At 66.3% G+C, this 22152-nt stretch carries 18 protein-coding genes; 10 read left to right on the forward strand and 8 right to left on the reverse strand.

The features are described from left to right. The first annotated feature begins 12 nt into the window (after nucleotides 1-12). The 7 genes from nifW to ACSVC7_RS18595 all read left to right on the forward strand — a co-directional run bounded on the left by nifW (nucleotide 13) and on the right by ACSVC7_RS18595 (nucleotide 6948). Nucleotides 13-339, forward strand: coding sequence for a nitrogenase-stabilizing/protective protein NifW (nifW, locus tag ACSVC7_RS18565; protein WP_448205720.1), 327 nt, complete (start codon nucleotides 13-15; stop codon nucleotides 337-339). 304 nt (nucleotides 340-643) lie between these two features. Beyond that, nucleotides 644-1507 (forward strand): electron transfer flavoprotein subunit beta/FixA family protein, encoded by an 864-nt coding sequence (locus ACSVC7_RS18570; RefSeq protein WP_448205719.1) that lies wholly within the window; start codon nucleotides 644-646, stop codon nucleotides 1505-1507. A gap of 37 nt (nucleotides 1508-1544) precedes the next feature. Continuing rightward, on the forward strand, nucleotides 1545-2624 hold the full coding sequence (locus tag ACSVC7_RS18575) for an electron transfer flavoprotein subunit alpha/FixB family protein (protein WP_448205718.1): 1080 nt from the start codon (nucleotides 1545-1547) through the stop codon (nucleotides 2622-2624). Nucleotides 2625-2652: 28 nt separating this feature from the next. Continuing rightward, entirely contained in the window at nucleotides 2653-3954 is a 1302-nt protein-coding gene (locus ACSVC7_RS18580) for an FAD-dependent monooxygenase (protein ID WP_448205717.1), read from the forward strand. Then, on the forward strand, nucleotides 3951-4244 hold the full coding sequence (locus ACSVC7_RS18585) for a ferredoxin family protein (protein ID WP_448205716.1): 294 nt from the start codon (nucleotides 3951-3953) through the stop codon (nucleotides 4242-4244). Before ACSVC7_RS18580 ends, ACSVC7_RS18585 begins: the two co-directional genes overlap by 4 nt. Before the next feature lie 236 nt (nucleotides 4245-4480). Beyond that, a complete protein-coding gene (locus tag ACSVC7_RS18590; RefSeq protein WP_448205715.1) occupies nucleotides 4481-4780 on the forward strand; it encodes a hypothetical protein in 300 nt (99 codons plus the stop codon). A gap of 176 nt (nucleotides 4781-4956) precedes the next feature. Then, on the forward strand, nucleotides 4957-6948 hold the full coding sequence (locus tag ACSVC7_RS18595; protein WP_448205714.1) for a methyl-accepting chemotaxis protein: 1992 nt from the start codon (nucleotides 4957-4959) through the stop codon (nucleotides 6946-6948). A 110-nt stretch (nucleotides 6949-7058) separates the two neighbouring features. Here ACSVC7_RS18595 and ACSVC7_RS18600 read toward each other — a convergent pair whose 3' ends face one another. Continuing rightward, nucleotides 7059-10121 carry a DUF3369 domain-containing protein gene (locus ACSVC7_RS18600; RefSeq protein WP_448205713.1) on the reverse strand — a complete coding sequence of 1021 codons (3063 nt, stop codon included), beginning with the start codon at nucleotides 10119-10121 and terminating at the stop codon, nucleotides 7059-7061. 240 nt (nucleotides 10122-10361) lie between these two features. On the opposite strand from ACSVC7_RS18600, the gene ACSVC7_RS18605 reads away from it, so the two are divergent. Then, on the forward strand, nucleotides 10362-10712 hold the full coding sequence (locus ACSVC7_RS18605) for a MoaD/ThiS family protein (protein ID WP_448205712.1): 351 nt from the start codon (nucleotides 10362-10364) through the stop codon (nucleotides 10710-10712). A 31-nt stretch (nucleotides 10713-10743) separates the two neighbouring features. Further along, on the forward strand, nucleotides 10744-11580 hold the full coding sequence (locus ACSVC7_RS18610) for a BglII/BstYI family type II restriction endonuclease (protein WP_448205711.1): 837 nt from the start codon (nucleotides 10744-10746) through the stop codon (nucleotides 11578-11580). Nucleotides 11581-11599: 19 nt separating this feature from the next. Here the strand turns inward: ACSVC7_RS18610 and ACSVC7_RS18615 are convergent, their stop codons facing one another. The 6 genes from ACSVC7_RS18615 to recD2 all read right to left on the reverse strand — a co-directional run bounded on the left by ACSVC7_RS18615 (nucleotide 11600) and on the right by recD2 (nucleotide 17553). After that, nucleotides 11600-12256: an MT-A70 family methyltransferase gene (locus ACSVC7_RS18615; protein WP_448205710.1), complete on the reverse strand. Its 657-nt coding sequence runs from the start codon at nucleotides 12254-12256 to the stop codon at nucleotides 11600-11602. A gap of 50 nt (nucleotides 12257-12306) precedes the next feature. Then, entirely contained in the window at nucleotides 12307-12561 is a 255-nt protein-coding gene (locus ACSVC7_RS18620; protein ID WP_483508510.1) for a hypothetical protein, read from the reverse strand. A 351-nt stretch (nucleotides 12562-12912) separates the two neighbouring features. Next, the gene (locus tag ACSVC7_RS18625; RefSeq protein WP_448205708.1) at nucleotides 12913-13596 is read right to left on the reverse strand and encodes a Crp/Fnr family transcriptional regulator; all 684 of its coding nucleotides are present in this window, start codon (nucleotides 13594-13596) and stop codon (nucleotides 12913-12915) included. 42 nt (nucleotides 13597-13638) lie between these two features. Then, entirely contained in the window at nucleotides 13639-14280 is a 642-nt protein-coding gene (locus ACSVC7_RS18630; protein WP_448205707.1) for a YgjV family protein, read from the reverse strand. A gap of 129 nt (nucleotides 14281-14409) precedes the next feature. Continuing rightward, a complete protein-coding gene (locus tag ACSVC7_RS18635) occupies nucleotides 14410-15012 on the reverse strand; it encodes a cold-shock protein (protein ID WP_448205706.1) in 603 nt (200 codons plus the stop codon). A 345-nt stretch (nucleotides 15013-15357) separates the two neighbouring features. Then, complete coding sequence (gene recD2 / locus ACSVC7_RS18640) at nucleotides 15358-17553, reverse strand: SF1B family DNA helicase RecD2 (RefSeq protein ID WP_448205705.1); 2196 nt, start codon at nucleotides 17551-17553, stop codon at nucleotides 15358-15360. A 225-nt stretch (nucleotides 17554-17778) separates the two neighbouring features. Here recD2 and ACSVC7_RS18645 point away from each other — a divergent pair, with 225 nt between their 5' ends. Further along, nucleotides 17779-19950 (forward strand): malate synthase G, encoded by a 2172-nt coding sequence (locus ACSVC7_RS18645; protein ID WP_448205816.1) that lies wholly within the window; start codon nucleotides 17779-17781, stop codon nucleotides 19948-19950. A 96-nt stretch (nucleotides 19951-20046) separates the two neighbouring features. Here the strand turns inward: ACSVC7_RS18645 and ACSVC7_RS18650 are convergent, their stop codons facing one another. Beyond that, nucleotides 20047-21768 (reverse strand): calcium-binding protein, encoded by a 1722-nt coding sequence (locus ACSVC7_RS18650; protein ID WP_448205704.1) that lies wholly within the window; start codon nucleotides 21766-21768, stop codon nucleotides 20047-20049. Nucleotides 21769-22152: the final 384 nt, after the last annotated feature.

Raw genomic sequence — 22152 nt, forward strand, 5'->3', positions numbered from 1 at the left:
AGGACCCCCGCCATGAGCTTCAAGGACGATCTGGAGGATCTGGAGACCGCGGAGGACTTCCTGCGCTTCCTCGGCGTCACCTACGAACAGCGCGTGGTCAACGTGAACCGCCTGCACATCCTGCAACGCTTTCACGACTATCTGGCCGCCGACACCGGCCTTGAGTCCCTGGACGACGAGGGCATGGCCGCCCGCTACCGCGCGCACCTGGAACGCGCCTATCACGACTTCGTGGTGTCCAACGCCATCGCCGAGAAGACCTTCAAGGTCCACAAGGAGGAAGCGCGCAAGATGGCCGACCGCTTCGTCCCGCTGGAGGCCTTGTTGCCGGTGCCCTGACCAGAAGGTTGCCTCAAATCCCCTCGCCCGCCTCCGGCGGGAGAGGGGATTTAAACCTGCCACCACATTGAACCGCCGCCCGTTCCTCCGGGCGGCGGTTTCTTTTTTGGGCAATGGCGGGCGATGCCCCCGCTGTAACGAAGCCGACATCGGATTCGTTTGTCGTCTTTGCGACAAGCCGCACATCGCGCCAAATATCACGCAATATCAATACTCTACCGCACTTGCACAAAGCTGGCACGGGGCTTGCTGGTAAGACCATCGCCGCTCCGGTGGACGAGCGGCGGACAGCTAGGAGACCGGGATGCACATCGTTGTCTGTATCAAGCAGGTGCCCGACAGCGCCCAGATTCGCATCCACCCCGTGACGAACACGATCATGCGTCAGGGCGTCCCGGCCATCATCAACCCCTTCGACCTCTTCTCGCTGGAGGAGGCGCTGCGGATCAAGGACCGGACCGGCGCGCGCGTCACCGTCCTGACCATGGGGCCGCCGATGGCCGAAACGTCCCTGCGCAAGGCGCTGTCGCTGGGCGCCGACGACGCGGTCCTGCTGACCGACCGCAAGTTCGCGGGTTCGGACACGCTGGCGACGTCCTACGCGCTGACCTCCGCGATCAGGAAACTGTCGGAGGAGCAGCCGGTCGATCTGGTCTTCTGCGGCAAGCAGACGGTCGACGGCGACACCGCCCAGGTCGGCCCCGGCATCGCGACGCGGCTGGGCTTCCAGCAGCTGACCTACATCGCGAAGATCGAGGCGATCGACGAGGCGGCGAAGGAAATCGTCGTGCACCGCCGCGCGGAAGGCGGCGTGCAGGTGCTGAAGACCAAACTGCCCTGCATGATCACGATGCTGGAGGGCACGAACTCCATCCGCTTCGGCAAGATGGACGACATGTTCCGGGCCGCCCGCTACGGCCTGAAGACCTGGAGCAAGGACACCACCGGCGCCGACGAGACGAAGGTCGGGCTGAAGGGCTCGCCCACCGTGGTGTCGAAGGTCTTCGTGCCGAAGCCGCGCGCCGAAAAGGCCCAGATGATCACTCTTCCGGACGGGGCGGGCGACACCAGCGCGCAGGCGCAGGCCGCCGCCGCCGTGGACGCCATCTTCGGCGCCCAGCCGAAACTCGCCGACGAGCTGCTCGCCCGCGCTGCCGCCGGGCTGTGACGCGCCGTCCCCTGAACACACGCCGGAGTATCCGTCGATGAGCGAACCAAGCAAGCCGCAGGGACGCAAGTTCCAGCTCCCCGAGCACCTGAAGGAATACAAGGGCATCTGGGTGATCGTGGAGCAGGAGCGCGGTGCGGTCCATTCCGTGTCGTGGGAGCTGGTGGGCGAAGCCCGCAAGCTCGCCGACAAGCTGGGCGTCGAGGTCGGCGCCGTGGTGCTGGGCGCCGACAGCCCCGCGCTGAACGCGATCTGCGCCGACGCCTTCACCTACGGCGCCGACGTGGTCTACAAGGTTGCCGACCCCGCGCTGGCCGACTACCGCACCGACCCGTACTGCCGGGTGATGACCGACGTGGTCAACACCTACAAGCCGGAGATCGTGCTGCTGGGCGCCACCACGCTGGGCCGCGACCTGGCGGGCGCCATCGCCACCACCCTGGCGACCGGCCTGACCGCCGACTGCACCGAACTCGACATCTACATGGACAACCGCTCGCTGGCGGCCACGCGCCCGACCTTCGGCGGCACGCTGCTCTGCACCATCCAGACGCTGGCCTACCGTCCGCAGATGGCGACCGTGCGCCCGCGCGTCATGTCCATGCCGGATCGCGACGACAGCCGCACCGGCCGCGTGGTGGAGGTGTTCCCGAGCCTGCGCGAGGACGACGTCATCACCAAGGTGCTGAGCTTCATCGCCGACCGCGAGCAGAACGAGGCGCAGCTCGCCTACGCCGACATCATCGTCGCGGCGGGCAAGGGCCTGGGCAAGCCGGAAAACCTGAAGCTGGCCTTCGACCTCGCCAAGGTGCTGGGCGCCGAGGTGGGCGTGACGCGCCCGCTGGTGCAGGCCGGCTGGACCACGAACGACCGGCAGGTCGGGCAGACCGGCAAGACCGTGCGCCCGAAGCTGTACATCGCCGCCGGCATCTCCGGCGCGATCCAGCATCGCGTCGGCATGGAGAAGTCCGACCTGATCCTGGCGATCAACACCGACGCCAACGCGCCGATCTTCGACTTCGCCCATCTGGGGCTGGTCGGCGACGCGCTGACCATCCTGCCCGCCCTGACCGACGCCTTCGGCAAGCGCCTGTCGGTCAACCGGCTGGCCGGCTGATTTCCGGACGATAAGGAGCCCAAAGACCATGGTCGAAAAGTTCGACGCCATCGTCATCGGTGCCGGCCCGTCCGGCAACGCGGCGACCTACACGCTGGCCAAGCAGGGCCTCAACGTGCTGCAGATCGAGCGCGGCGAGTATCCCGGCGCCAAGAACGTCCAGGGCGGCATCATGTACGCCCACGAGCTGGAGAAGATCATCCCGGACTTCCGGGAGGACTGCCCGACCGAGCGCCACATCATCGAACAGCGCATCTGGCTGCTGGGCGACGACAACTACATCGGCACCAACTACCGGTCGGACGCCTTCAACACCGAGACGCCGAACCGCTACACAATCATCCGCGCCAACATCGACAAGTGGTTCTCCGAGAAGATCCGCGAGGCCGGCGGCCTGCAGATCTGCGAGACCACGGTGACGGAGCTGATCCGCGACGCGTCGGGCAAGGTGATCGGCGTGCGCACCGACCGCGAGGGCGGGGAGATCCACGCCGACGTGGTCATCATGGCCGACGGCGTGAACGCGCTGCTGGCCAAGCGCGCCGGCTACCAGCAGGAACTGGCGCCGGAGAACGTGGCGCTGGCCGTCAAGGAAATCCTGTTCATCGATCCCGAGCTGATCCAGCAGCGCTTCGGCCTGAAGGGCGACGAGGGCGTGGTCATCGAGATCATGGGCAAGGTGACCAAGGGCATGGTCGGCACGGCGTTCCTGTACACGAACAAGGAATCGCTGACCATCGGCATCGGCTGCCTGATCTCGGACTTCAAGCACGGCTCCTGCCCGCCGTACAAGATGCTGGAGGATCTGAAGAACCACCCCGTCATCAAGCCCCTGATCGAGGGCGCGGAGATGAAGGAATACGCCGCCCACATGATCCCGGAAGGCGGCTACAAGGCGGTTCCGCAGCTCTACGGCGACGGCTGGATGGTGGTCGGCGACGCCGCCCATTTCAACAACGCCGCCCACCGCGAGGGCTCCAACCTCGCCATGGCGTCCGGCCGCATGGCGGCGGAGACGGTGATCGAGCTGAAGCAGGCCGGCAAGGACTACAGCGCCGCCAACCTCGCCGCCTACAAGTCGAAGCTTGATGAGAGCTTCGTCATGAAGGACCTGAAGAAGTACCGGAACCTGCCGGGCATCATGCACGAGAACAAGCAGTTCTTCGGCGCCTATCCCGACACGCTGACCGCCGCCGCCCACAACTGGTTCACCGTGGACAGCGTCGACAAGCGGACGAAGGAAAAGGAGATCATGAAGTCCTTCGTCAAGAAGCGCTCGGTTCTCGGGCTGGTCGGCGACGCAATCAAGCTGGTGAGGGCCGTGCGATGAGCATCATCGTCAAGATCGAAGAGAAGCTGTACCAGAACCGCTACATCGTCGACGACGGCCGCCCGCACATCCAGATCCGGAGCGAGGCGGAGTGCAAGACCTGCCAATCGCAGGCCTGCACCTTCTGCTGCCCGGCCGCCTGCTATTCGAAGAACGACGCGGGCTCGGTCACGCTGGTCACCGACGGCTGCCTGGAATGCGGCACCTGCCGCGTCATCTGCCAGGACAAGGAAAATATTCTGTGGGACTACCCGCGCGGCGGATACGGCATCAGTTATAAGTTCGGTTGAGGACAGCCGCCGGGTCTGTTCCAGACTATGCCGGACGCGGTGCATCGCCGCGAAAGGCCCGGTGGCCGGGTCCCTCTCCTATCCGCCAATGACTTGGAGCCCCCTTTCCCTCGCGCGGGAAAGGGGGTTTCTTCATGCCCTTTGGCTGGGTCCCATATCCATCGGATAGTGGCGACGCTCCTCCTTCACGCTCATATCCGTTGCAAAGGACATCGCCTGCGCGAGGGAGACGGGACATGCAGCTTCGTGTCTGCTTCGAAAATATGGAAACCGTGAGCGTCAACGACGCGGCCATGATGCGGCACTACGCGGAAAGCTATCTGGCCGACTTTCGCCCGGAGTGGGCCGGCTTCATCATGCTGCCGCACGACGAGACCCGGCGCGCGACCATGGAGCCCGCCTGGCAGATGCTGATCCGCAACGCCACGCCGGACTTGGAACGCCGCCTGATCGACTATGTCGAGAGCAACCCGATGGCGGCCTATCACGTGCACGTCTACCGCAAGGACCGCGGCAACGAGGTGAAGGTCCACTGAGAGGCACGGGCGGCCGGCACGCGACCCTGTCGCCGGCCGCCCGAAGGACATGCGGCAAGCCCTGTCACAAAACTTACATTTTTTAGGGATTTTCGAGCGCATTCGAATTATCCTCCCCGCCGACTGTGTGCCGGTTGAGCGACGGCCACCCCGTCGCGCGGAAGGGGATTTCTTCGATGCGGATCACGATCAAGGCTGTTCTTCTGTCCGTCCTCGCACTTCTCGGTGGTCTTCTCGCGCTCAGCGACCTGATCGGCCTGCGGGCGCTGCACAACGCGGACGCCGGCCTGCGGTCCGTCTATGAGGATCGCGTCGTTCCGTTGCGCGACCTGAAGGTCATTTCCGACGCCTACGCCGTCTACATCGTCGATGCCTCCCACAAGGCCCGCAACGGCAATTTCTCGTGGGACGAGAGCCTGACGTCGGTGGAGAAAGCCAGGGGCGACATCCGCGCGCGCTGGAAGGCTTATCTCGCCACCTTCCTCGTGGATGAGGAAGTCAAGCTGGTCGAGCAGATCAAGCCCCTGATGACCAAGGCGGACGAGGCGGTGGACCGGCTGACCCGCATCCTGCGCGCCAAGGACGCCGCCGGCCTCGACGCCTTCGTCCGCAAGGAGCTGTACCAGACCATCGACCCCGTCACCGACCGCATCGGCAGCCTGATCGACCTGCAGGTCCGCGTGGCGGGCGAAAGCTATGCCGAGGCGCGGAAAGACTACGAAGCCGCGCGGCTGACCTCCTGGCTGCTGCTCGCCATCGGGGCCGGCATGGTGTTGATCGGAATCGTCGTGGTGATCGGGCGCGTGGTGCGGCCCATCGGGGACCTGACCGCCGTCATGAAGCGCATGTCCGGCGGCGACTACGCCCTGTCCGTGCCGCGTGCCGCCAGCCGGGACGAGATCGGCGAGATGGCCCGCGCGGTGGAGGTCTTCAAGGCCAATGGCCTTGAGAACCAGACGATGCACGCCGACCAGGAGCGCCAGCGCGAGCAGGCCGAAGCCGCCAAGCGCGCCGCCCTGGAGAGCATGGCCGCGACCGTCGAGCGCGAGACCCGCAACGCCGTCGACCGGGTCGCCGAACGCACCCAGCGCATGGAGACGAACGCCGGGGCGATGGCCCAGTCCGCCGGGGCGGTCGGCCTGAACAGCCAGTCCGTGGCCGCCGCCGCGGAGCAGGCGCTCCGCAACGCCCAGACCGTCGCCTCGGCGACCGACGAGCTGGCCTCCTCCATCCGCGAGATCGGCACCCAGGTCGCCCAAGCCAGCGCGATCACGCGCCGCGCCGTGGACAGCGGCGGGGAGGCGCGCGCCACCATCGAATCCCTGTCGAACGCGGTCACCCGCATCGGCGACGTGGCCCTGCTGATCCAGAACATCGCCAGCCAGACCAACCTGCTGGCGCTGAACGCCACCATCGAAGCGGCCCGTGCGGGCGAGGCCGGCAAGGGCTTCGCGGTCGTCGCGTCGGAGGTGAAGAACCTCGCGAACCAGACCGCCAAGGCCACCGAGGAGATCGCCCAGCAGATCGCCGACATCCAGGCGGTCACGGACAGCGCGGTCTCCGCCGTCGGCACCATCACCGGCAGCATCACCGAGGTGGACCACGTCGCCGCCGCCATCGCCGCCGCGATGGAGGAACAGGCCGCCGCCACGCAGGAAATCAGCCGCAACGTCAACGACACGGCGTCGGCCGCGCAGGAGGTGTCGAGCCGCATCGCCGAGGTCTCGCGCGAGGCCGGCGCCACCGGCAACCGCGCGGACGAGGTGCGCGTCGTCGCCGACGAGGTCTCGCAGGGCATCGACGACCTGCGCAGCGTCCTGATCCGGGTCGTCCGCACCTCCATGACCGAGGTGGACCGCCGCCGGCAGCCCCGTTATGAGGCCGACCTGCGCGTGCGGATCGAAACCCCGTCGGGCGACCGCTCCGGCCGCCTGCGCAACCTGTCCGTCGGCGGCGCCGCGCTTGAGGGGTGGAACGACGCCGTAGCCGGAGCGCGCGCGACGCTGCACATCGACGGCTTCGGCTCCCCCCTGCCCGCGCGCGTCATCGAGGTGGAGCACACCCACTGCCACGTGCGGTTCGACTTGACCGACGCGGCGCGTACGGCCTTCGAGCAGCGGCTGGCCGCCCTGATGCGCGAGCGGGGCCTGAGGCCGCTCGCGGCGTAGAAACACGGAAATTCCACAGTGGGAATTCCGTAGGTTGGGTTGAGCGTCAGCGAAACCCAACAGGCCTCGCGTGGCGAAGGTGTTGGGTTGCGGCTGCGCCTTAACCCAACCTACGCGCCCGCCAACCCCTTCACGAAATCGGCCACGCGCGCCAGTTCAGGACCGGTGCGGGCGACCAGTTCGCCGATCCCATCGAACCGTTTGTCCACGCAGGCCAGCTCGATGGCGTCGCCCACCGCCGCGAGGTCGCGGGCGCCGACCGTGCGGGAGGAACCGGCGAGCTTGTGGGCTGCCTGCCGCACCTCGTCCCAGGACTGCTCCTCGAACGCCTTGACCAGACGTTCCCGCGTCACGCTGTTGGAGGTGACGAACTCGTCCAGAAGCTGCGCCACGAACTCCGCGTCGCCGTCGAACAGGGTGGACAGCGCCCCCACGTCGATCGGCGGCTGGTCGGAACCGGCCGGTGCGGACGGCGATGCCGCCGCGGGGGCGGACGCCGTGCCGGCATCCGCGCTCCCCGGTTCACCAGCCGACGGCAGATAGCGGTCCAGGACACGGCGGAGTTGGCCGATCTCCAACGGCTTGGAAATGCTGGCGTCCATTCCGGCGGCCAGGCACTTCTGCGCCTCGCCTTCCATGGCGTTGGCGGTGATTGCGACGATGGGCAGGCGCGGCCGTCCGGCCGCCGCTTCCTCCGCCCGGATGTTGCGGGTCAGCTCGAAGCCGTCCATCTCCGGCATCTGGCAGTCGGTCAGCAGCAAGGCGTAGGGGCGGTTGCGCCAGCGCTCCAGCGCCTGGACGCCGTCCTCCGCCATTTCCGCCGTGTGGCCGAGCAGGCCGAGCTGCCGCTGGATCACCTGCCGGTTGGTCGGATGGTCCTCCGCCACCAGGATCAGGCGGCCGGCGGCCAACGCCGCCTCCACAGACGGGGCGGCGTTCGGTGCCGTCGACGGCGCCTTTGGCTGCTCGGCAGCGACATCGTCGGCCACGGCCCGGCCGATGGCGGCCAGCACCGCGCGGGTCAGATGCGCGCGGCGCACCGGGCGCGCCACCGGGACCGGCCCGTTCGGCGTCTGCCCCTCCCCCCGGGCCGCCCCCTGGCCTTCCACCTGCCGGGTCAGCACCACGCACCCGCGCACCGCCCCCCGCGGGTCGATCGCCAGCGGGGCCAAATCCACCTCCGACGTGGCGACCACCACGTCGCAGGCCGTGCCGGGCAGCAGCGACCTCAGCCCCGTCTCGGCGTCGGGCGCGTCCACCAGCAAGGCGCCGTCGGTGTTCAGATAGCGGGCGAGGAACTGCCGCTCCTCGGTGTCGGACGCCAGCAGCAGCACCGACACGCCGCCCAGCGGCTGCACCGGGGTGGCGGCCTCCGCCAGATCGGCTTCCGACGCCAGGTCGGCGTTGAAGGTGAACCAGAAGGTGGCGCCCTGCCCCGGCTCGCTCGCCACCCCGATCTCGCCCCCCATCAGCTCGGCCAGACGGCGGCAGATCGACAGGCCGAGACCCGTTCCGCCGAAGCGCCGCGTCGTCGAGGCCTCCGCTTGGGTGAAGGGGCGGAACAGCCGCTCCTGCGCCTCCCTGGAGATGCCGATGCCGGTGTCCTTGACGCTGATGCGGATGGTGGCCTTGCCATCCTCGAACCGCGCCAGCTCCGCCCGGATCTTGACGGAGCCGGAGGGGGTGAACTTCACGGCGTTGCCGGCGATGTTGAACAGCACCTGCCGGATGCGCACCGAATCGCCCATCACCACGGCCGGCAGGTCCGGGTCCACGAAGGTGATCAGCGACAGGTCCTTCTTGCGGGCGCCGGGGGCCAGCGTGTCGGCCACGCCTTCCACCACCGCCGACAGCGACACCGGCACGCGCTCCAGATCCAGGCGCCCGGCCTCGATCTTGGAGAAGTCCAGGATGTCGTTGATGATGGTCAGAAGCGCCCCGGCGGAATCGCGGACCACGGTGACCAGTTCCCGCTGTTCGGCCGAGAGCGGCGTGAACTCCAGCAGTTCCAGCATGCCCTGGACGCCGTTCATCGGCGTGCGGATCTCGTGGCTCATGGTCGCCAGGAACAGCGACTTGGCCTGGTTGGCGGCCTCCGCCTCGGCGCGGGCGGTTTCCGCCGCCTCGGTCGCCGCGACCAGCTCGCGCGTGCGGTCCGTCACCTGGCTTTCCAGGTTGCGGTTCAGCGTGGTCAGCTCCTCGTACAGATGCACGTTGTCGAAGCCGACCGCGACCTTGGAGCAGAACACCTCCAGCAGCCGCCGCTCGTCCTCGGTCAGCGGGCGGCGGTGGCTGAAGTAGAAGACCGTGTCGTGCTGGCGCGAGGCGGAGCGGAACAGAAGCAGGCTGTGCGTGCGTTCGTACCGGCTGCGCGCGTCGGCCAGCGCCTCCGCGATCGCGTCGGCGGCCTCCGCCGGCAGCGCGGCGCGCACCGGCTTGCCCTCGCTGCCCGCGTGGATCCCTCCGCCGCCCAGCACCAGCGCCTCTCGCGCACCGGCCCCGTCCCCCTCGCCCCCCTGGGCGAGGCGGCTGCACAGGGCGAAGCCGTCGCAGGGCGGACCGATCTCCGCGATCTTCGCCACGGCGCCGCTGACGAACTCCGCCATGGTGCGCTTGTCGAGCAGCGCGGAGGAGGCATCGAGGATACGCTCCAGCCCCTTCCGATGCTCCTCGATGGCGGTGATGTCCTGATAGCCGCGCAATGCCGCGACGACCGAGGTGAACAGCTTCTGCGCCGTCAGTTCGGTCTTCGATTTGTAGTCGTTGATGTCGTAGTTCAGGATGACGTCGCGTTCCGGCGCCTGCCCCGGCTGGCCGGTGCGCAGGATGATGCGGACGCGGCGGTTGTTCAGCTCGCTGCGGATGAAGTGCACCAGCCGCAGGCCGGCGTCGTCCGATTCCATCACCACGTCGAGCAGCACCACGGCGATCGCCGGGTTCTGCTGCAGCAAGGTGCGTGCCTCCGCCGCCGTGCCGGCGGACAGGAACTGCGCCGGACGCCCTTCGAAGGCGAAGCCGCGCAGAACCATCTTCGTGGTCGCGTGGATCGCGGGGTCGTCGTCGACGATCAGGATGACCCAGGGTTCGGCCGGTTCGGGCGCCGGCTCCTTCGCCGCGGCCGGCTCGATCTCTGCGCCAGGCTCATCGTCGGCGAAAAGAAACTCGTCGCTCATCCCAAACCCTCCGAGCCGAAACTCAACCCCCGGCCAACTCAACCCCCGGCCTCTGGCGCAGGGGGAAAATTCGCGCGCGGGAAGATATCACAGGCGTTGTTCCTGTGAACAGAAGAGCACAGCGGAAACACAACCGTGCGCGCGCCGCGGAGCTTGATCCCGGTCAAGGATGCGCGCCTTCGCCCCGCCCAGACTGTCGAACCCAGAAGCACGACAACCATCGGAAACGGGAGCGCCCCTATGCAGACCGAAATCGGCATGACCACGGACGGCAACGCCGGCATCGGCCACAACTCCCAGGGCGCGTCCATCGGGGTCGAGGTCCGCCTGTTCAACTCCATGGTCAAGGCCTGCCCGACCGTGCCGCCGCGCAGCGCCGTCGAACTGCCCGTCGGCGCCACGGTGGGCGACGTGGTCCGCCGGCTGGGCCTGCCGGAGCGGGAGATCTTCCTCGTCATGGTCAACGGCCGCGACGTGACGCCGAAGCTGGGCGTGCCGGTGGAGACCGGCCGCGTGCTGGAGGACGGGGACGTGGTGGCCTTTTCCGGTCCGGTTCCCTACAGTTGGGGGTATGGCGCCTGCGTGGTGTAGGCGCGGGTCTCTTTTCCAGCGCCTCGCCCTCATGTCCGACCTCTTCGCCTGCACCCACGACGCGGCCCCGATCATCTCGGCCATCGACCCCGACGTGGCGGACCTGTTCCCGCCCGAGTTTCACGCGCTGTACGAGGTCCACAGCTTTCGCAACGCCGCCCGCATCCTGGCCCACGCCTGCCGGGACGAGTTCGACGAGATCATCGGCACGCTGATGGCGTTCCGCATCCGGACGGAGGAGATCGTCACCTCCGGCGGCAACAAGTCGCGGATCGCCAAGAACATGGAGGATCTGCTCAACCCGCTCGGCTGGAACGAGACGCGGATCCAGGGCGACCTCTTCATCCGCAAGATCATCACGGTGCAGGAGCCGCGCGCCGAGAACGGCGCCCGCCGCAAGGGGCCCGCCACCCGCCAGCACGACGAACTGTTCAAGATCGAGCGCTTCATCGACGGGCACAAGATCGACTTCGTGAAGGGCCGCGTGTCCTTCGACATGGAGTGGAACAGCAAGGACCAGACCTTCGACCGCGACCTCTACGCCGCGCGGACCTTCTACGAATGCGGCGTGGTCAGCGCCGGCGTGCTGCTGACGCGCAGCGCGGAGCTGGTGCCCCTGTTCCAGGACATCGCCCGCCGCGTCGACATGAAGGACTTTCACAACAAGTACGGCGCCAGCACCACCTGGATGCCGAAGCTGCTCTACCGCCTGAACGCCGGGCGCAGCGGCGGCTGCCCAATCCTGGTGCTGGGCATCAAACCGGCGCTCGTCTCCGACTTCGAAGAGTGGAAGCGGGAACATCCGGTCATCCGCCAGGCCAAGTTCGAGGTCGGCGACGGTCCGGCGGCCGAGTCCGAGGAGGGGTGACCCCTCCTCAATCTTCCGCTCAATCCACGGTTGCGTCCCGGTCGGCGGCGGAGTTGTAGGCGTAGGTCTTCCAGGTCGGCTCGTAGCTGTCGTCGGCCTGGTTGCCCCAGACAGCCCAGTTCGGGCGGGCGCCGCGGGCGAACAGCTCCAGATAGGGGCCGGGGCTGCACGCCTCGATCAACTCATACTGCTCGTCGGGCTTGCGGGAATGCTCACGCTTGCGGGTGCCGAGATAGTTCACCTGCGTGCGGCCGGGGGCCAGCGTGCGGGCGTTCTTGCCGCGCACGCCGAACAGGATCAGTTCCGTCACGTTGCGGAAGTAAAAGCCCACCCCGCGCCCGTCGGACCCACCGTCCTTGCGCACCTTGTGCCAGACGATGTTGGTCTTGTACTCGAACCCCCAGGCGTTCATGACCTGCAACCCCTCGGGCAGCAGGGCGTTGGGCACCCACAGGTAGAGATGCGCGGTCGGCGCCAGGATGTCGGCGACGGGCAGCGCGCAGATCTCCTCCACCGTCATGGTGCCGTAGCGGGACAGGCGGCGATGCTCGGGCGCCATCTTGCCGGTGCGGTTGACGAACCGCCAGGGCGGGTCGGCCATCACCGTGGCGAAACGCCGATCCTTGGCGAACTCCGCAAGCTCCTGCACGGGGTCGGGAGTGCTCGTCTCGCCCATCTCTGCCTGACTTTCCTGAATCCCGTTGGCCTTGGATGTCATAACCGGCGTCATTCCGCGCGCGTGCGCTGATAGTGTTCCCAAACCTCGACGAACAGCTCGTGCGGTTCAAGCCCGCGCATCGCGGCGGCGGCCTTGAACTGCCGTTTCACCAGCGTGGGGATGCGAACCTGCAACGGTTCCTTGCCGAGTGTTGGGTCGAGCGTGGTGTCGAGTTCGGAGGCGGAACGGCGGCGCGGCTTCGCCGTGTCCCCCTCCCCCTCGTTCCCGGTCATGTCCTGGCGCGCCGTGGTCATGGCGCGCATGCTTGCATGCACGCCTGCGCACCGTCAAGCCAACGCTTACCCCGATCGGCGGACGACTCGGCCCGCGTCGGCGGGGACGATTGGCCGCACCCGCGCCGCGTGCAGAACACTCATGCATATGCATTAAAGTGGAAACGGCGGGTGGAATTGGCCACCCGCCGTTTTCGAAGGAGGACGAGGCATGAATAAGATGCCTTTCCTCCTGGTGCTCCGGTATCGGCGCTGGCGGCTTGAAATCCGCCTGACGCAGATCTGACACCAGGAGATCGCCGGTGGGTGTTCGCGCACCCGCCGGCTACCTCCCGAATATAGCATCGCTCCATCGGTTCCGCAATTTCACCCCAAGGACAATCAGTCGCGGTCGCCCTCCGCGCCGGCGTCGTCCACTTGGCAGAAGCGGCGCAGTTCGTCCAGGTCGGCGACGGACACCGTGCCGCCCTGCGTCTCCACCCCCACCGGCCGCAGCTTGGCAAGCGCGCGGGAGAAGGTCTCCGGCTGCATGCCGAGGCGGCGGGCCACCAGCGCCTTGTCGAAGGGCAGCGCGAACACGGCGGAGCCCGGCCCCTCCGGGCAGAAGCGCAGCAGGAAGGTGCCGACGCGCTGGGGTGTGGGCTGCACCTGCAACTGCTCGATCTGCTGCACGAGGTGGCGCAGGCGCATGGACAGCGAGCCCAGCATCGCGAAGGCGATCTGCTCGTCTTCGCGTAGGCAGCGGGCGAAGCCCTCGGCGGTCAGCGTCATGATGCGGGAATCGGCCACCGTCTCGGCGCAGACCGGGAACTTGCCGCTGGCGAACATGGCGGCCTCGGCGAAGGTTTCGCCCGGCGCGATGATGTTCACCACGGCCTCCGACCCGTCGCGGGTCAGGCGGTAGAGCTTCACCCAACCGTCGAGCAGCACGAAGAAGCGGTCGGCCTCCTCGTCCTGCACGAACAGGGTGGTGCCGCGCGGGACGGTCCGCACCTGCGCGGTCCCGACCAGCAGGGTCAGCGCCCGATCCGGCAATCGCCCGAACAGCGCGTTGGACCGCAGCATGGCCGCATCCTGCGGCCGGAAACCCGGTGGATCGTTTCTCAATTATTTTTCCTCCCCCACTCCCGGATCGGTCAGGGACCCAAATCGGTCAGGGACAAGGACGCCCGCCGCCCCCTCCGCCACCGGGGTTGGGCGGGCGGCCCCGAAGCCGCCCAGGCGCGCCAGCATCACCGCGTTCAAGCTCATGCCGACGACGTCGGAGATCATGCCCGGCACCGACCACACCATCGCATTGTGTACGAACCAGCAAGGCAGGGCCAGCGCCATGAACAGCCGCAACGGGACCAGCGCGACTTGGTAGCGCCCCAGGCTGATGAACCCGAACCCCAACGCCGCGAACAGCGACGGCAGGCCATTCCAGGTGCTCACCGCCGCGACGGCGATGACCGGCAGCAGCGCCAGATAAACGCTTCGGAAGCCCGGACGGCTGCCGAGCGGAATCGCGGCCAGCACCTGTGCCGTCGCGAGAGCGTTCATGACGGATCCGGTGACCGCGCCGACCAGGGCATAATGCGCGGCGAAGGCCCCGCAGGTCAGGAGTTGGGCCAGGAGGATGCCGGTCCGGCTGCGGAACAGCGGCCAGCTCATGCCGGCGGCGGTACCGGCAAGGCCCACGGCCTGCGCCAGCCCAACGCTGGAAAGAAAATCGCCGGAAAGGATATTTCCGAAAAGGAGGTCGCTCATGGTGGCGCGGTGTTCCGAAAAGCCACGCCGAGCATAGGCTCGCGCTTCCCCATGGGGAAGGAGCCTGAAAGGGACCGGAAACGAACCGGGGCGCTCCCTTGCGGAAGCGCCCCGGCTGTTCTCAGGACCTTAGCGGTACTCGACCTTGCCCGCCTCGGGACCCTTCTGGCCCTGGCGGACGGTGACCCGCACCTGATCGCCTTCCTGGAGCGTCTGCATGCCGGAGCGGCGCAGCACGTTCACATGGACGAACACGTCCTTGCCACCGGTGCTCGGCGTGATGAAGCCGAAGCCCTTGTCGACGTTGAACCACTTGACGGTGCCGTCGACCTCTTCGCCGCCAGCGTCGTTGTTGCCCCAGCCGCCGCGGTCGTAACCGCCGCCGCCGCCGAAGCCGCCACGGTCATAACCGCCGCCGCCGAAGCCGCCGCCGCCGGCGCGCGCCGGACGGGGCGAACGGGTCGCGGTGGAGGTGTCCACGGACTGGATGGAAGCAACCTGCGGGCCCTTCGGGCCACGGGCGAGGTCGCAGACGATGGTGGCGCCTTCGTCGAGCGCGTCATAGCCCGCGGCCTGGACCGCGGAAACGTGCAGGAAGGCATCGGGCGAACCGTCCTCGGGGGACACGAAGCCGAACCCCTTGGTGGGGTTGAACCACTTCACAGTAGCGGTGACGTTGGCCTTGGTGATCTCGGGAGCGCGGTAGCCCTGACGGGGCGGGCGGTCGAACATGTGTCTTCAAGCTCATAAAGGGTGCCGAATTATCTTTGTCACAGGCATTGAGGCATCCGTCAAGCACGCCAAAGGCCAGACGGCTATGACCGCGACATTCGACCGAGGGAAGAACGGGCTCATCCGGATGGGCCACCCCCTCGAAATACCGGCATTGCCGTCCCGCGCGCTCCCCCCGCAAGGTCTGAAAACGCCCCCAGGCGACCGGCGATTCTCGTATTTTTCTATTTTATCGCAATAACTTACGGGAGAAGCGCAGGAGGGGCGCCGCCAAAGGGCGCTCCACCCCGGAACGCCTTCCCGCGGATGCACCCGGCACCCGGTGACAAAATGACGCTGAGGCCATCATTCACCTTCCAGCCACTCCCGCAGCTTCGACCAGCGGCGCCGGCCCTGGGTGCCGCGCACCGCCATGGCCAGCGCCTTCCTCTGCCCGATCATGACGACCAGCCGCTTGCCCCGTGTAACGCCCGTGTAGATCAGGTTCCTGTGCAGCATCGTGTAATGTTGGGTCACCACCGGAATCACCACAACCGGGTATTCGGATCCCTGGCTCTTGTGGATCGTCGTGGCGTAGGCCAGCACGATTTCGTCCAATTCTCCATAATCATAGGTCACCGGACGCCCATCGAACTCCGCCGTCAGTGTCCCTTCTTCCGGATCGATGGCCGATACAATGCCGAGGTCGCCGTTGTAGACCTCCTTGTCATAGTCGTTCTCGACCTGCATCACCTTGTCGCCGACCCCGAAGGTCCAACCGAACCGCTCGACTCGCAACTCGCCCGGCGGGTTCAGCACGCGCTGAAGCTCGATGTTGAGGGAGCGGGCGCCCATGCCGCCCCGGTTCATCGGGCAGAGGATCTGAACGTCGCGCACCGGGTCGAAGCCGAATCGGCGCGGGATCCGCTCCCGCACGATCTCGATCAGCTTGCCGACGCCGACCTCCGGCGTGGCCGCGTCCACGAAGTAGAAGTCGCTTTCCTCCGCCGCCCCGGCCTTCGGCCATTCGGGCATCTGCCCGGCGTTGATGCGGTGGGCGTTGACGATGATCCGGCTGGTCGCCGCCTGCCGGAAGATCTCGGTCAGCCGCACCACCGGCACCGCGCCGGAGGCGATGACGTCACCCAGCACCTGCCCCGGCCCGACCGAGGGCAGTTGGTCCACATCCCCCACCAGCAGCAGCGCGGCAGCGGACGGTACGGCGCGCAGCAGCGCGTTCATCAGCGGCACGTCCACCATGCTGGTCTCGTCCACCACCAGCAGTTCGCACTCCAGCGGGTTGGTTTCGTCGCGCTTGAAGCCGCCGGCCTGCGGATCGGTTTCCAGCAGGCGGTGGATGGTCTTGGCTTCCAGCCCCGTGCTTTCGGTCAGGCGCTTGGCGGCGCGGCCGGTGGGCGCGGCCAGCGCGATGGACACGCCCTTGGCCTTCAGCACCGTCAGGATGCTGTTGACCAGCGTGGTCTTGCCCACGCCCGGTCCGCCGGTGATGACCAGCAGCTTGGACGCCACCGCCCGCCGCAGCGCCTCCCTCTGCCCCTCGGCCAGCGTGATCCCGGCCTTCTCCTCCACCCAGGGGATCGCCTTGTCGGTGTCGATGACCGGCCAGGGCACGCGGCCCGCCGCCAGACGCCGCAACCGGTCGGCGATTGCCAACTCCGCCCGGTACAGCCCCGCCAGGAAGACGCAGGGCTCTCCGCCCAGGGTGTCCGCGACGACGATGCCCTCCTTCAGCTCCAGGTCCAGCGCCGACTCGACGATGGGCGCGTCGATGTCCAGCAGCTTGGCGGCCAGCGGCACCAGCTCCGCCGTGGGCAGGCCGCAGTGCCCCTCGTCCGTGGCCTCGCCCAGCGCGTAGCTGATGCCGGCGCGCGCCCGGATCATCGCGGTCTTCTCGATGCCGAGCCGGAAGGCGATGGCGTCCGCCGTCTTGAAGCCGATGCCCCGGATGTCGCGGGCCAGCCGGTAGGGATTCTCGGTGATCAGCTGGATGGCCTCCGGTCCGTAGGTCTTGAAGATGCGCACGGCGCGCGAAGTGCCGACTCCATGGCTGTGCAGGAAGATCATGATCTCGCGGATGATCTTCTGGTCGGCCCAGCCCGCGACGATGCGCTGCGCGCGCTTCGGCCCGATGCCGGTGACCTGCCGCAGCTTGTCCGGTTCCCGCTCGATCACGTCGAAGACGGCGTCGCCGAAGGCCTTCACCAGCTTCTTGGCATAGACCGGCCCGATGCCCTTGATCAGGCCCGATCCCAGATACTTCTCGATCCCCTCCACCGTGGTCGGCGGGGTGGCGCGCAGGAAGTCCGCCTTGAACTGGAGCCCGTGGTTGCGGTCGTTCACCCAGGCTCCGGCCGCCTGCACGAACTCCCCCGCGCTGATGGAGGGTGCGTGCCCGACGAGCGTCACGAGGTCGCGCTGCCCGCGCACCTTCAGGCGCAGCACGCAGAATCCCGTCTCGGGGCTGTGGAAGGTGACGCGCTCGACCAGCCCCGACAGGGGTTCGCGCTGGGGCGATGCCGGGGACGAGGCGCTGGCGGGCATGCTCATGCCCTCAGAAATAGTCACTCCCGGCCCGAAGGGGGAGGCCTCCGCACAACGCCCATCCGCCACGAGAAATAGGAGGAAGACCAGAGCCGCGCGAATGTGTACTTTGTCGCCCGAGGCCCGCCCGGGCAGGGTGGGCATGCGGTGAACGACGTCAGCCAAACAACGACAAACCGACAAAAACCGCGGTGTTTTCGACTTCGGAAGGAACGATCAGATATGGTGACGGAACGCATTCAGGTTGGCGGCCTGCAGGTCGCCGCGGAGCTTCACCGCTTCATCGAGAACGAAGCCCTGCCGGGCACCGGCGTGTCGTCGGAACAGTTTTGGTCGGGGCTGGACGCCATTCTCCACGATCTGGCGCCGCGCAACCGCGCGCTGCTCGCCAAGCGTGACGAGCTTCAGGCCAAGATCGACGACTGGTACCGCAGCCGCCGCGGCCAGCCGCTGGACCGCGCGGCGCACAAGGAATTCCTGAAGGAGATCGGCTACCTGCTGCCGGAAGGCCCGGACTTCACCGTGGCCACCGCCAACGTCGATCCGGAGATCTCCACCACCGCCGGCCCGCAGCTCGTCGTGCCGGTGATGAACGCCCGCTACGCGCTGAACGCCGCCAACGCCCGCTGGGGCAGCCTGTACGACGCGCTGTACGGCACCGACGCCATTCCGGAGACGGACGGGGCCGAGCGCGGCAAGGGCTACAACCCGAAGCGCGGCGAGAAGGTCATCGCCTTCGCCCGCGGCGTGCTCGACCGCGCCGCCCCGCTGTCCGACGGCTCCCACGCCGACGCCGCCGGCTACGCCATCGAGAACGGCCATCTGGTCGTCACGCTGAAGGACGGCCGCACCACCGGCCTGGGCGAGCCGGAAAAGCTGGTCGGCTACACCGGCGACGCCGCCGCCCCGAAGGGCATCCTGCTGGTCAACCACGGCCTGCACCTGGAAATCCGCATCGACCGCAACCACCCCATCGGCAAGACCGATGCGGCCGGCGTGGCCGATCTGGTCGTCGAATCCGCGCTGACCGCCATCCAGGACTGCGAGGACTCCGTCGCCGCCGTGGACGCGGAGGACAAGGTTCTCGTCTACCGCAACTGGCTGGGCCTGATGAAGGGCGACCTGGTCGCCACCTTCCCGAAGGGCGACGGCACGGTCGAGCGCCGGCTGAACCCGGACCGAAGCTACACCGCCCCGGCCGGCGGCACCGTCACCCTGCCCGGCCGCAGCCTGCTGCTGGTCCGCAACGTCGGCCACCTGATGACCATCAACGCCATCCTGCTGAAGGACGGCAGCGAGGCGCCGGAAGGCATCCTGGACGGCATGATCACCTCGCTGATCGCGCTGCACGACATCAAGGGTGCGCGCCTCAACAGCCGCGCCGGCTCCGTCTACATCGTGAAGCCGAAGATGCACGGTCCGGAGGAAGTCGCCTTCGCGAACGAGCTGTTCGGCCGCGTCGAGGACGCGCTGGGCATGGCCCGCAACACGCTGAAGATGGGCATCATGGACGAGGAGCGCCGCACCACGGTGAACCTCAAGGAGGCCATCCGCGCGGCGGCCGAGCGCGTGGTGTTCATCAACACCGGCTTCCTCGACCGCACCGGCGACGAGATGCACACGGCCATGGAAGCCGGCCCGATGATCCGCAAGAACGACATGAAGTCGTCCGCCTGGATCAAGGCCTACGAGGACTGGAACGTCGACACCGGCCTGCTGTGCGGCCTGAAGGGCCGGGCGCAGATCGGCAAGGGCATGTGGGCGATGCCGGACCGCATGGCCGACATGCTGGTTGCCAAGATCGCCCACCCGCAGGCCGGCGCCAACACCGCCTGGGTGCCCTCGCCCACCGCGGCCACGCTGCACGCCCTGCACTACCACCAGGTCAACGTCGCCGACCGCCAGGAAGAGCTGGCCAAGCGCGCCCGCGCCAGCCTGGACGACATCCTGACCATCCCGCTGGCCGACCGCCCGAACTGGTCGGAGGAAGAGGTCCAGCAGGAGCTGGACAACAACGCCCAGGGCATCCTCGGTTACGTCGTGCGCTGGATCGACCAGGGTGTCGGCTGCTCCAAGGTGCCGGACATCAACAACGTCGGCCTGATGGAAGACCGCGCCACGCTGCGCATCTCCAGCCAGCACATCGCCAACTGGCTGCACCACGGCGTCACCACCGAGGCGCAGGTCATGGAGACGATGAAGCGCATGGCCGCCGTGGTGGACAAGCAGAACGCCGGTGACCCGCTGTACCGTCCGATGGCCCCGAACTTCGACGACAGCGTGGCCTTCCAGGCCGCCTGCGACCTCGTCTTCAAGGGCCGCGAGCAGCCGAACGGCTACACCGAGCCGGTCCTGCACCGCCGCCGCATCGAGGCGAAGGCGAAAGCCGCGAAGTAAGGTCTGACGGTCGGCAAAAGCCCCTCTTCCACACGGGAGAGGGGCTTTTTGTTGGTTTCGTCACCCCGGGAAGTGCTAGCTCCCGCCTGACTGACGTCAGACGGGCAAGCGGCCGGCAAGGTCCACGATGTCGCTTCCGGCGGCGCTGCCGATGTAGCGCGTATCTCCAGCAAAGACGCCATTGGTGCCGAAGGATCGCCACACCGATACAGCGTCGGTTACGGTGTTGCGCAGCAGGATATCGCCGCAGCCATTGCCATCAAAATCACCGACTCCCTCGATCGCGATTTCAGCGGAAAGGGTGCCAAACGATTTGCGATCGACAACGTTGAAGCCGCTTATTTTCCAGAAATCGACCTCATTCGTGATCTGGTTGCGCCAGACAATGTCAGATTTGCCATCACCGTCGATATCGCCCAAACCAACAATCTTCCAGTCAAGACCACGCTGGTTAGAGAACGAACCTGAACGCACAAGGTTCAAGCCGTCCATCTCCCACATTCCGGCCTCACCTGTGACCGTATTGCGCCAGACTAGGTCGGCCTTGTTGTCGCAGGTAAGGTTGGCAGTGCCGGCCAATGCCCACTCCGGTCCGACCGGACCAATGTAACTGTTAGTTCCGCTGATTTTGATGGCACTGTCCATAATCACTTGTGCGCCGTTCATCTGCCACGTCGTGAGAGCGCCGGTGATGTCGTTGCGCCAGATGAGATCAGTCTTGTTGTCCCCGTTTAGATCTCCGGTGCCGATAATCTTCCAGTCCAAGGTCGTGCTGTAAGCGATACCGGCGTCGACCCGAACGGTTGCGCCGTTCATGAACCAGATGTTGCAGTCACCGGTCAGGTTGTTGCGCCACAAAATGTCGGTGGTGCCATTCCCATCGAAGTCGTCCATGCTTTGTATTGTGGCATTGGCCGTCGCGGGAATCGACATCGGTGTAGAGGTCACGGTGAAGTTCTGCATGCTCCACAGGCTGATCTGACCGGTGGTGGAACTGCGAAGCACCACATCGCCGGTATGATCGCCGTTCAAGTCAGGGCCATGCCAAGAAGCGTTGGGGCTCAGGCTGACCGTAGCCCCGTCGGCCATGTTACCGAAATCAGTCCTCAGATTGATCGAATAGCCGTCGGAAAACAGCAACCTTTCAACCGTCGTAGCGCTGGGGCCATATTGATCAAATTGATATTTTACGGTAATAGTGTCAGTTCCTGCTTTGATGATCAGGTCATAATTAACCCTTGTCAACCTGACATCCGCCCGACATATGCCCACAAGCTCGATGAGATCTGAAGAGTTCCATTGACCTTCATTGATCTGATCCTGGCCAAAGCCTGGAGAGAAACTATAAACATCGTTGCCGTCGGAACCCCAAAGCGTATCGTTGCCGGCGCCACCGACGATGATATCGTCGCCTAAGCCTCCATCAATCCAGTCATCTCCAGCGCCGCCCTCGATGTAATCTTTTCCGACCTGACCGTACAGCTTGTCATTGCCGATGCCGCCGACCAGCGCGTCGTCACCGTCACCACCCTCCAAAGTATCATTGCCGACACCGCCGTCGAGCACGTCATTGCCGCCCATGCCAAGCAGCCAATCGTTGCCGTTGCCACCGTACAACGTGTCATTGCCCACATCAGAGATATAATTACCTCCGACCACAGTGTCGTCGCCGTCTTCCCCGGCAAGCCAGTCATCGCCCTCAAAGCCCATTATTGAGTCGTTGCCGCCGCCACCATAAAGCGTGTCGTTTCCGGCCCCACCGGCAAGCGTGTGGACTCCTTCAGGAATAACTAAAAACGCCATGGTATCCCCCAGCACTCATTATCTTCAAAAACAAAAATGCTAATTAAAAAATATTATGGAACTATATTGCATCATTATGTATGGTTTTTTGCGGAAGCCATAAGAACGCTAACAAAAGAAAATCATCCACAGGCGTATAAACAAAAAACATTGCGGCACAAGCACGCAGGAGAATTTGCCGCACCAGTCATTCCGATTCGTACTGCCAGTAACAGCTTATATAACCACAGGGTGAATTTCCCTTATATGGGAAGAGCGCACCCGAGTCAATTGCACTGACCGGCCACGATGCTTCTTTTTTGAACAACTCCTAAACACCAATACACTGGATTGGAGAAAATCCAACAGCCGTGCAGTCGGCAAACGTTGAAGCCGGCAATTGGGGCAAAACCGGGGGGG

Source organism: Azospirillum mesophilum (genome assembly GCF_053470405.2).